Annotated in this window: 4 protein-coding genes; 2 read left to right on the top strand and 2 right to left on the bottom strand. The window is 67.2% G+C overall.

Annotated features, from left to right (window positions below; translation table 11 throughout):
• The first annotated feature begins 61 nt into the window (after nt 1–61).
• Together LC407_RS05815 and LC407_RS05810 are read left to right on the top strand one after the other, a co-directional pair.
• Nucleotides 62–1,189, top strand: a complete 1,128-nt coding sequence (locus tag LC407_RS05815; protein WP_154881335.1) for a PAS domain-containing sensor histidine kinase — start codon at nt 62–64, stop codon at nt 1,187–1,189.
• The gene (locus LC407_RS05810) at nt 1,186–1,545 is read left to right on the top strand and encodes a response regulator (protein ID WP_025874874.1); all 360 of its coding nucleotides are present in this window, start codon (nt 1,186–1,188) and stop codon (nt 1,543–1,545) included. The genes LC407_RS05815 and LC407_RS05810 overlap by 4 nt, the downstream gene beginning before the upstream one ends.
• A gap of 88 nt (nt 1,546–1,633) precedes the next feature.
• On the opposite strand, the gene LC407_RS05805 is transcribed toward LC407_RS05810, so the two are convergent.
• Together LC407_RS05805 and LC407_RS05800 are read right to left on the bottom strand one after the other, a co-directional pair.
• Complete coding sequence (locus LC407_RS05805) at nt 1,634–5,335, bottom strand: hypothetical protein (protein ID WP_223482396.1); 3,702 nt, start codon at nt 5,333–5,335, stop codon at nt 1,634–1,636.
• Nucleotides 5,332–11,511 (bottom strand): CshA/CshB family fibrillar adhesin-related protein, encoded by a 6,180-nt coding sequence (locus LC407_RS05800; protein WP_223482395.1) that lies wholly within the window; start codon nt 11,509–11,511, stop codon nt 5,332–5,334. Before LC407_RS05800 ends, LC407_RS05805 begins: the two co-directional genes overlap by 4 nt.
• Between the last annotated feature and the right edge of the window lie 41 nt (nt 11,512–11,552).

Genomic DNA, 11,552 nt, shown 5'->3' with positions numbered 1-11,552 from the left:
TCTCGTGCCTGACAGAGGTAATACGCATTTCATCGTGGTCGCTGCCGCTTCGACGCCGTCCGTGTTGACGGACCCTTCCCGACAGCTGCGATTGCTGATCGACAGCGTGCGCGACCATGCGCTGTACCTGCTCGATCCCGATGGCATCGTCTGCAGCTGGAATCCCGGCGCCGAACGCATCAAGGGCTACCGGTCGGAAGAAGTCATCGGCACCCACTTTGGACGCTTCTACCTGCCAGCCGATCGCGATGCCGGCGAGCCGCAGCACCTGCTGCGACTGGCGGCGGAAAGCGGACACCATGCCGCCGAAGGCTGGCGGGTGCGCCGTGACGGGTCTCCGTTCCGTGCCAGCGTGGTCATCGAGTCGGTGGTCGAGAACAGCGAGCTCGTGGGCTTCGTCAAGATCACCCGCGACATCACTGAACAGTGGCAGGCGCAACGGCTCCTGCGCGACGCGCAGCGGGCGCTGCGCCAGACCCAGCAGTTCGAGACGGTCGGCCAGCTCAGCCGCGGCCTTGCCCACGAATTCAACAATCTGCTGACCACCATCGTCAATGCGCTGGACCTGCTGTCCGCACGCATGGGCGATGACGAGCGTGCCAACGCCCTGCTCACCACCGCGCAGGCGGCCAGTGATCGTGGCGCACTGCTGACCCGCCAGCTGTTGGCCTTCAGCACCGGGCAGACCCTGATCCGCGAAACGCTGGACATCAATGCGCGGATCCGCGACTGGTTGCCCGCCCTGCAGGCCACCTGCCCTGCCGGCGTCACCCTGGAAACCGCGCTGGCTGCGGGCCTGCCTGCCATACTCAGTGATACCGTGCAGCTGCAGACCGCGCTCGCCAACCTGGTCGGCAACGCTGCGGACGCTACGGTGGGTGGCGGCCGGGTATTGATCGCCACCGCGCTGGAGCACCGCATGGACCCCGACGCCGACACATCCCGGCAACGGACCTATGTGACGTTGAGCGTCTGCGATGAGGGACACGGCATGGCCCCGGACATCGCCGAACGCGCGACCGAGCCTTTCTTCACCACCAAGGACATCGGCAAGGGCAGCGGCCTGGGCCTGAGCCAGGTGTTCGGATTCACCACCCAGAGCGGCGGCTTCGTAGACGTGTCCACCACGCCCGGTGTTGGCACCACGGTCAGCCTGCTGCTACCCGCCACAGAGGAACCCAACCCATGACCGATGATCCGATCCGCGTACTGATGGTGGAGGACCAGACCGATCTGCGCGAAATGATCGGCCTGGCCCTGCGCGACTTCGGCATCGACGTGGCTACCACGGCCGATGCGCAGGAAGCGGTCGCGCTGCTGCAGGGCGATACGCGTTTCGATGTGGTGTTCAGTGACATCAGCATGCCCAACGGCATGTCGGGCATCGAGCTGAGCGAGCATGTTGCGCGCGACCAGCCGCAGGCGCGGATGATCCTTTCCTCCGGCTACGCACGCTCGCAGTTGCCGCCGCTGCCCGAGCAGGTGGAATTCCTGCCCAAGCCTTACCGCCTGCGGCAGCTGGTGGAGCTGCTCAGGCAGGCCTGAGCCGTTGCCGCCCTGCCAGGCATGGCCTGGCACTACTGGGTAGCGACCGCCGCGGGCCCGCCAGGCATGGCCTGGCGTTGCCCGGTCCTCAATAGCGACCCACCAGGTTCAGGTACCAGCCGCGGTGGGTGTAGTCGAACTTCGTCAGATCGTCACTGAAGTCGGTGAAGTTGTAGCCCACGCCAACCCGGAAGTTGCGGCCGACGTCGCGGTCCACGCCGGCCAGCCAACCCTGCCGGCGACCGCCGTCCCGCACGTCCAGCAGGCGGTACTCCAGCAGGCCATGCCATTGGTAGTACAGGTCATAGCGCAGCTGTGCTGCACCGAAGTTCGTGGCTGAATCGAACCACGGACCGGTGCCCCGGCCATAGCGGACCTCGCCTTCGCGTCGGGCCAGCTTGGCCGCCACTTCCCAGCGTTGGTCGATGCGGTACACGCCTTCCAGCGACAACACCTGGGTACGCTGGTCGTAGTCCACGCCGTTGATCTGGCCCATCGTCGACAGGTCGTACAGATAGCTGTAGCGGCCGAACAGCGCCCAGCGGTCATTGTCCCACGGGCGGTAGGCAAAGCCGAGATTGCCCTCGATGAAGCGGGCGCCGGCCACCGGGTTGATCGCATCGTCGGTGTCGGCGTAGTTGAACCGCGCAGCGATCCGCCAGCTGTCATTGAGACGGTGGCTGAGGCGGTTGGTGCTGACCCATTGCGTGCGGCGCTCGGCACCGGTGTCGCGACGCCACTCCAGCTTGCTCTGCCAGTCGGTACCCGGCGACGTGCGGCCGCCGGACAGGCTGACGGCCTTGCGGTCGACCTGGCCATTGCTCGCATCCAGCTTGCCGTCGCTGAGGGTGAAGCCCACATTCCAGCCCACCGCCGGATAGAAATCCATGCCGAACGTGTTGGCCAGGCCGGATTCCTGGCCGGATTTGAGGAACTGGCTCTCGTTGAACACGTTGACCTGGTCGGACAGGCGCCAGCGCTGGCCCAGTGTCCAACCATCCTGCGCATTCGGGCTGAACAGCGGGTCGTATTCACTGCGGTCGGTGGACTGGGTGAACGCACCATAGAAGCTGTGCTGCGGGGTCAGCTTGTACTCGGCATTGACCTGCGCGGCACTGCCCCGATCACCATCGCTCACCTCCGCGCCGATCGTGGACAGGTTGGCGAAGGTGTAGGTACCACCGGCGACCACCGCATCATTGTCCGCGTAGCGGCCATGATCGTCATCGACGGTCAGCTGGCCGCCACCATAGATGTCCAGCGCGGTGCCGATGCGATGGGTGTAGCGCGCTGCCGCCAGCACACCGGCATTGCTGCCGATGCCGCGGTCTTCCTGCACCCGGCGCAGCTCGGCCGACACGCGGTCGTTGTCACCGATCCGCCATTCGGCTGTGGCCTGGGCCTGGATCAACGATTCATTGCCACGCCGTGCTTCGCTGTAACGCGCATACAGGCTGAAATCGTCGGTCACGTAGCCCAGCAGTTCGGCGCCTTGTTCGCGCACGCGCTGGCCGGTGTCGAAGCGGCCCACCGAATAGCCTCCCTCGACCTGCCGCCACCAGGCGCCGGCACTCCAGTCGCGCTGGGTCCAGCCCAGCTCGCGCAGGTTCACCCGTGCCTCCACCGCGGTCGCCTCGCCTTCGCGCGGCCCCTCGGGGTTGAGGCGGGTGAAGCTCAGGCCACCGTTGTCGGAGAAGAACACCGGCGCACTGGTCGCCTCGCTGCGGCTGTGCTCGACCTTCAGGTAGGTACCACGCCCGGCCTGCAGGGTCAGGTCCGCACCGCGCAGCGAATAGTCCTGCCCAGCGCGCTGTTCGTCCACATAGGTGGCGCCCACCGCCACGTGATCACCGAACCAGTGCTTGCCACGCACGCCAGCGGTGATGTCGTCATTGTCGAAGCCGGTCGGCACCCATTCGTAGTCGACGATCAGGCGCTGCTCGTAGCCGTCCAGCGGCACGTCGCGGCTGATCCGGCGCAGGTTCTCGCGGCTGACCTGGGCCAGCGGCCGGGTCAGCAGGATGCGCCCCTGCAACGCGTCGATCTCGTAGTCGGCACCGCGCACCAGCGACACCCGCTGTTCGACACGGCCGGTGGTGCGGTCACGGATCTCCAGCACCACCTGGTCCGAGCCGCGCAGGATGCTGGCGTGGCGCAGGTAATACAGGCTGCCGCCGGTGCCGATGAACTCGCTGTGGCCCGGCGCGGTCTCGGCCTGCGAACCGAACAGGCGCAGTTCGGTCTGCGCATCGCCCCACGCATTGGCGCCGCGTGAGCGCCACGACAGCGCCGCACCGTACAGCGAACGCACGTACTGGGCGTACTCGGTGCCGCTCAGCCCGGTGTTGTAGTTGCCCCACAGCGCCTGGTTCTTGTCCCAGTCCATGCGCAGGTAGAAGCGGCCCATGCTGTCGACGTCGCGCTGGGTCAGCGAATCGTCGCCATAGGTGGGGTAATAGAGGTCAGGGTCCAGGCTGCGGAACAGGTCCTGCGGATCGGCCGTGGTGAAACCGGTGAACAGTTCGTCCAGCGGCCGGTTCTGGGTATCGGCCTGCGCCGTCAACAGATAGCGGCCGCGGGTCTTGGCCTTCAGATAGAACGCCAGCCGCCCGTCGCTGAGCACATCGTCATCGCGCTCGCCACGGGCGACATCGCGGCCCGCACCACTGGCCTTGTTCTGGTACACCGTGACATCGGCCAGGCCCACACCGAACAGATAGCTGCCGCTGACATCCACCTCCAGCGTGCGTGCGATCGCCGGCGCGTCGGGCCGCTCCACCCGCACGTCGAACACGTGGTGACCGATCGGCATCAGGTACTCGACGGCGAATTTGCGGTCCTGGTCCAGCGGATAGCTTTCGCCATTGATCTTCAGTGCCGCGCCAAGCGGCAGGTCACGGCCACGCAGGCGCACGCGCGAGCCGTACACCGGGATGTTCTGCTGGCGAAGACCGTTGCTGTCGAACACCTGCTCCAGCAGCGACAACGAGGCCGCCTGGTTGGCATCGACGGCAGTACCGCGGCGATCTTCCAGGGCGTCACGCAGTTGCTGGTTGCCACGCTCCACTTCGGCCAGCGTCACCAGCTGAATGGACTGTGCCGAGGTCTCATCGACATTGCCCTCGGCATCGTACGCGCGCAGCACATAGACCAGGCGGTCGCCACGACGCAGCGGCGTGGACGCCGGCAGCGTACCGTCCCAACTGCCCTGCCCGACCGCAGCCACAGGCAGTTCAAAGGTCGCCAATGGCGCGACCCGGTCACTGTCGCTGCCGCGGTAGAGGCTGACCTCCAGACGTTTGATGAACGCGGTGTAGTTGCCACGCACGAAGAATTCGACCGGACGCACGATGCGGCCCTGGTCGAACGCCACCATGCCCGGCGCCGAGATCGACAGCTCGGGCTGGCCCATGGCCGGGTCTTCGGTGGCCCAGATCGCGCCACCTTCCGGCAGGCGGATCATGAATTCACCGCGGACGGTCGCCTTGCCCGGCTCGTCCAGCGCCACGCTTACGCGCCGGTCCGGCTGCAGTACCTGCGATGACGAGCGCGTCGACGTGCCTTCGGTCATCGGCTCATCGAAGCTGCGCGAGCGCAGGGTGAACAGCAGGTCGCCTGCGGCGCTGCACTGGTTGCCCTCGCAGTGGATGGGCGCGCCATCGATGGACGCGTCGTTGGCCGGCGGCGGCGCGGCCTGCGCCGTTGCTGCCAGACCCAGCAGTAGTGACTGGTACAACGCAGCGCGGTGCAGGCGGGCGGGACGCCGGACGACAGAGTGATGGGCGCTCATCGGCGGGCCTCCTGTTGGTGGGCCGCCGCGCGGGTGGCGGCGGTCTCCTCGTTGCGCACGCGCAGGCGTTGCTGCACGGCAGGGCTGAGCTGCACGCGCAGCGCTTCGAACACGGCATTGGCACGGCGCAGGCCCAACGCCTGGTTGTAGGCGTGGCTGCCACGCACATCGGTATGGCCGACCAGGCTGACCTGGCCGCCCCCCATCTGCTCCAGGCGCGCGGCGATGGCAGCCAGCAGCGGCTTGAACTCCTCGCGGATCACCGCCTTGTCGGTGTCGAACAGCACGTTGCCCAACAGCGCGCCGCCGGCATCTACGCCAGCGACCAGCGAGTGCGGATCGCGCACGTCGGTACGCAGCTGCACCGTCAATCCAGCGCGCGAACCTTCAGCCACTTCGGCCTGCAGCGCATCACGCACGGCCACGGCACGGGCGAAGGCCAATGCCTGGCTTTCGCCGTTGGCGGCAATCACCACGTCACCGCCCTGGTAGCGATCGACCACCTCGGCCATCTTCGCCAGCACCGGACGATAGCTGGCACGCAGCTCGCTGCTGCCCGGGGCGAACAACACTTCGCCCAAGGCCAGTTCGGCGCGCTCGGCGGACGCCTGCGGCGACGGCGGCAGGCGCACGCCGAAGCTGAAGCGGGTCGGCACGCCTTGGGTAACCCGACGCAGCAACGGATTCTCGGTGGTCAGTCCGGAACCCGCCGGCACCGTTGCCGGGTCCAGCTTGACGATGAAGTTGCGGCCCAACCGCGCATCGCCACCGTGCACATCGGCCAGGTGGTAACGACCGAACGGATCGGTTTCGATCAGCAGGCCCTCTACGGTGGCCAGGCGCACGCCGGGAATGCCCTGCTCCTGGATGCCGCTGTTGCGGATCACGTAGGCCACCTCATAGCCCTCGGCGACCCGCGCGATCTCGCGATGCACGGTCGGCTCGGCTGCGGTCAGGCCCTTGGCCGCCTCGCCACTGCGCTGCACGGTTGCCACACCCTGCGCATCCAGCTGCAGGCGATGGCCCTGGGCGCTTTCCAGCACGAAATCATCGGTGAAGGACAGTTCGCGCAGGCGCTGGCGGATCACCACCTGATGGCTCTCGACCGTGTCCGACGTAGACGCCAGGCCGTGTACCACGCCCACCTGCACGCCATGCAGCAGGGGCGCGCTGGCATCGGCCAACGGCTGCGGTCCATCGCCACGATCCAGCGTTGTCGAACCCGGCACGTACGCGGCAGGCGCGAAACCGCCCTGCACGCGAACACCGGTCAGTTCCGCACTGTCCTGCCAGCCGTCGCCATCGCGGTCATCGAACACGGTGCCGAACACCAGGCTGTCTTCCAGCAGCGGATCGGCATCCATGCGCACCTCTGCGGTCGCCACGTTCGACAGCGGCGTGCCGTCGCCGGCAGTAGCCACGGCCTGGTTGATGTGGTTGCCGGCACGCACGCCCGCGCCCACCCGCAACAGGTAGGTGATGGTGGCACTGCGGCCCACGGCGATGTCGACCGCGCCGATGCGCAGCGGGGTCTGGCTAGCGCCCAGCGAGAACGCACCGTCGTCGTCGGCCACGCGCATCGAGCCGTCCACATAGCTGAAGCCCGGCGGCGGCGTATCGACCACCACGCCGTCGCGCCAATGGCTGCTGCCGACGTTCTCGACCACCAGCTGGTAGCGCACCAGGTCGCCCACCTTCACCAGCCGCGGGTTGGCGGTCTTGGTGATGCGCAGCGCGAAGTCCGAGATCACCTTGTGCCGCGTTTCGCAGGTGGCGCACTCCGGCGGTGGCGATCCATCCGGGTACTGGCCGCGCAGGCGGTTGAGCACTTCCGTGCGTGCTTCCTGGTTGACGATGGCCTGGTAGACGAATTCATGTTGCCCAACGGGAGTACCGGTCGGCAGCGTGCAGAGGATGTCGGTGCCCTGCTGCACGCAGCCAGCCGGCAGCGTGTCCACGCTCAGGCCCGCATCGGGCGTATCCAGCAGCTGCAACGGCTGGCGCAGCGAAGCACGCTCGACGGTGGCCCGCAGGGTGTAGCGCAACCGATCGCCCGGACGCACTTCACTGCCACTTGCAGGGCCGGACAGTTTTTCCAGCACCACGCGCGGCTCAGCCAGCACGTGCTCGGTGCTGCAGGTTCCCGTGCAGGTGGGGGTATCGCCGCCACTGCCCAGCACCGCGTTGCGGACGCTGCCACTGGCCTGCGCGTTGACCTGCGCGCGATAGCCCAGCGTGTAGGTGCCGGGCGCGGTACCTGCCGGCAGCGTGCATACCAGCGGATTGCTGGCATTGCAGGTGAAGGCGCCCGGCTGGGTCACCGACTGCAGGTCCAGGCCTGCGCCCAGGGTATCGGTCAGGGTGAGCACATCGGTGGTCTGCGAGTTGGCGACCACCACCTCGACGCTGTAGTCCACCGCATCGCCGATGTTGACCGGCGATGCCGTGCTGGAGGACTTGCGGTAGGTGACCGTCGCCGCCAGCACCGGGGTGGTGGTGGTGCAGTCGGTGGTGCAGGTGTTGGTACCGGTGCCACTGCCAAGCACGGCGTTGCTGACGCTGCCCTTGGCCTGCGCGTTCACCGTCGCGGTGTAGTTCACCGTGTAGGTGCCAGGTGCGGTGGCGGCCGGCAACGTGCACACCAGCGGGTTGCCGGCATTGCAGGTGAAGCCGGTGGTGGCGGTGACCGTGCCGAAGTCCAGGCCCTGCCCCATCGTGTCGGTCAGGGTGAATACAGCGGTGGTGCGCGAGCGGCTGACCACAGCGGTCAGGGTGTAGGCGATGCTGTCACCCACCTTGACCGAGCCGACCGCGGCCGAGGTCTTGCGATAGTCGATCTGGCTGCCAGCCACCGGGGTGGTGGTATCGCAGTTGACGGTGCAGCTCGGGTTGTCGCCACCGCTGCCGAGCACCGCGTTGGTCACCTGGCCGGTGGCCTGGGCATTGACCACTGCGGTGTACGACAGGCTGTAGCTGCCCGGCGCAGTGCCGGCCGGCAACGTGCACACCAGCGGGTTGGCCGCGTTGCAGGTGTAGGCGCCGGCACTGGTCACGCTGCCGAAATCCAGGCCGCTGCCCAGCGTATCGGTCAGCGTCACCACGTCGGTGGTGCGCGAGTTGGTCACCACCGTGGTCAAGGTGTAGGCCAGGCTGTCACCCACCGACACGGGGCCGACACTGTTCACCGACTTGGCATAGCTCACGCCCGGCGTCGCCACCGGCGTGGTGGTATCGCAGTTGGTCGTGCACGAGGGCGTGTCAGTGCCGGTGCCGAGCACGGCATTGCGTACCGTGCCACTGGCCTGCGCATTGACCGTAGCGGTATAGCTCAGGCTGTAGGTGCCCGGCACCGTCCCTGCAGGCAGCGTGCACACCAGCGGATTGGCGGCATTGCAGGTGAAGATGCCCGCGCTGGTCACGCTGCTGAAGTCCAGGCCGCTGCCCAGCGTATCGGTCAGGGTGACCACATCGGTGGTGCGCGAACGCGCAACGGTCACGCTGAGCGTGTAGCCGATGCTGTCGCCCACCCGTACCGGTCCACCGGTGGAGGCCAGCTTGGCGTAACTCACCTGCGGGCTGGCCAGCGGCGTGGTGGTATCACAGCTGCCGACGCACGACGGATTGTCCGGACCGCTCGGCACTACGGCATTGCGCACCTGGCCAACCGCCTGTGCGTTGACGATGCCGGTATAGGAGAACGCGTAGCTGCCGGGCACGGTGCCGGCGGGCAGCGTGCACACCAGCGGATTGCCGGGCACGCAGATGAAGCCGCCGGCATTGGTCATGCCGCCGAAGTCCAGGCCAGTGCCCAGGGTATCGGTCAATGTGACGGCAGCGGTGGTGCGCGCATCGGCCACGACCACGCTCACCGTGTAGGCAACGCTGTCGCCCACCGCGACCGGGCCGGCCGTAGCGCTGGCCTTGGACACCGAGATGCGCGGCGCCGCCACCGGCGTGGTGGTGGTGCAGTTGCTGCTGCAGGTGGGAGTGTCGGTGCCGGTGCCCACCACCGTGTTGACCACCTGGCCGCTGGCCTGCGCGTTGACGGTGGCCGCATAGGTCAGGCTGTAGGTACCCGGTACGGTGCCCGCTGGCAGCGTGCACACCAGCGGATTGGCCGCATTGCAGGTAAAGGCGCCGGCGTTGGTCACGCTGGCGAAATCCAGACCGGTGCCGAGGGTATCGGTCAGGGTCAGCACGTCGCGGCTGTTGCCGTCGGCAATGGTGACATCCACGGTGTAGCTCACCGTCGCCCCCACCGCCACCGGACCGGTGGTGTTGGAGCGTTTCGCGTAGCTCACCCGTGTAACCGGAACGGTCACATCGCTGCGGGTGCAATGGTTGGCATCGGTGCAGGCCTCGCCCGGTGCGGGCGGATTGCCACCATTGAACGGATCGTAGCCACCGCCGACGCTGGCGTGGTTGCGCAACAGGCCGCTTGCCGATGCGGACACGGTCACCGGCAGGGTGAAGCTGCTGCTGTCACCGGCGGTGCCGGCTGCCGACAGTACCTGGCTGCTGGTGCAGGTCACCGCCTGGCCGCTCGCCGTACAGCTCCAGCTGCCACTGCTGAGGGTACCGGTCCAGTTCGGCACGATCCCTGCCGGCAACTGGTCGCGCACGGTGATGACACCCGCCGGCACGTTCGGCGGATTGCCGGTCGGCACGTTGGTGGTGTTGCTGATCGTCAGCGTGTACTGGGTGCCGGCCTGGCCGTAGTTCCAGATGCCGCCGGTGGCATTGTTGCTCTTCACCACCTTCAGCGCGGGTGCGGTGATGGTGATCAGGTGGTCTTCCACTTCGCCGTCGTCGGCCACGCCGGTCGGCTGCTGGATCTGCGCCGCATTGGTCGCATAGCGCAGGCGCACGTAACTGCTACCTGCGCTTACCTGCGCGGGCACGGTCCAGCTCAGGTTGGCCCCGCCACCACTGCATGCAGCGATGTTGCTGCGCTCGCCCGGGTCGAATGTGCCGTTGCGATTGAAATCGATCCAGCCGGCCACGCTGCCGCTGCCCACGCACGCCACCGGTTGGCTGATCTGGGTACCGGCCTGCATCACCGTCAGCACGTAGCTCGCCGGCCAGGCGTTCTCTTCGTTGGGATTGCCCGAAGGGAAGTTGTCGTCACCCTTCGCATCGGCGCTGTAGCTGCTCTTCTGCTCGGTATCCGGACCCATCGTGCCGAGGAAATCGGTCAGCGGCGGTGCCAGGCCACCCGGCGTATAGCCGGCGGTGTTGATGTTGGTGGGGGTGGCGTTGACCGGCAGGCCATCCGGGCGGAACTGAAGGTCGTCCACCACATGCATGGCGTCGCCGTAGCTCTGCGGCGCATCGCCGAAGTCGGCGTACGGCACCAGCAGGCCGATGGCGATGGCGGTGGTGCCGCCGCCGCGCATCGAGAAGCCCATGTTCACCGCGAGGTTGCCCGGCGCGTGCGCGGCATTGTCGAAATTGAGGAAGGTGACCGCAGCGGTGTTGTTGTCGTTGCCCGGCCCGAAGCGGATCACGCTGTTGCCGCCGCTGCTGGACTTGGTCACGTTGTAGGCACCTGCGCTGAGGTTCTTGCGCATCTCCACCACGTTCCAGGTGCCCAGTGCACTGGCTTCGACGAACTCGCCACTGTTGTTGATCGACTCGGCGTCGGCCATCACCACGCCGCGCAGGCGATACGGCGCACCGCCCAGGGTCGAGACGCAGTTGATTTCGAAAGAGGATGTACCGCTGCTGCGCGAGATGCCTGCGATCAGCTGGTTGGCGCCACCGGTGCCACCGACGTTGTACAGGTCGTCCAGGCTGTCGCCGCTGAAGCTGCCCGGGCGATAACTCTGCAGGAGTCCGCCGCCACTGATGTTGGCCAGACTGCAGCTGACACTGAGGTTGATGCCCGCGGCCACCGGCATCGAGATCGACGAGGTATCACCATTGTTGAGCGTGACCCCGGCAGTGCCCAGGTCCGTGCCGCCACCCCAGGTCAGCCACAGCACCGTGTTGCGGTACGGGCTGGTGCCGCCGGTCGCGTAGGCCGCGGCCCAGGCCGACGATGGCAGCAGCACCGACAGCAGCAGCAACAGCAGACCGGCGGCCAGCCATCGCCCGGTCCGGCCGGGATGTGCACTTTTTTCAGGATGAACGGATTCACCGCCCGCGCTGATGCGCGACGTCGTCGACTGCCACATGTTGGTTTTTCCCCGTCATCAGCCCCACAGGGGAGCCGCTG

Source organism: Stenotrophomonas sp. OVS01A (genome assembly GCF_019969775.1).
In the GTDB taxonomy this organism is placed as follows: Bacteria; Pseudomonadota; Gammaproteobacteria; order Xanthomonadales; family Xanthomonadaceae; genus Stenotrophomonas; species Stenotrophomonas indicatrix.
This window is presented reverse-complemented; position numbering and strand designations above follow the sequence as displayed.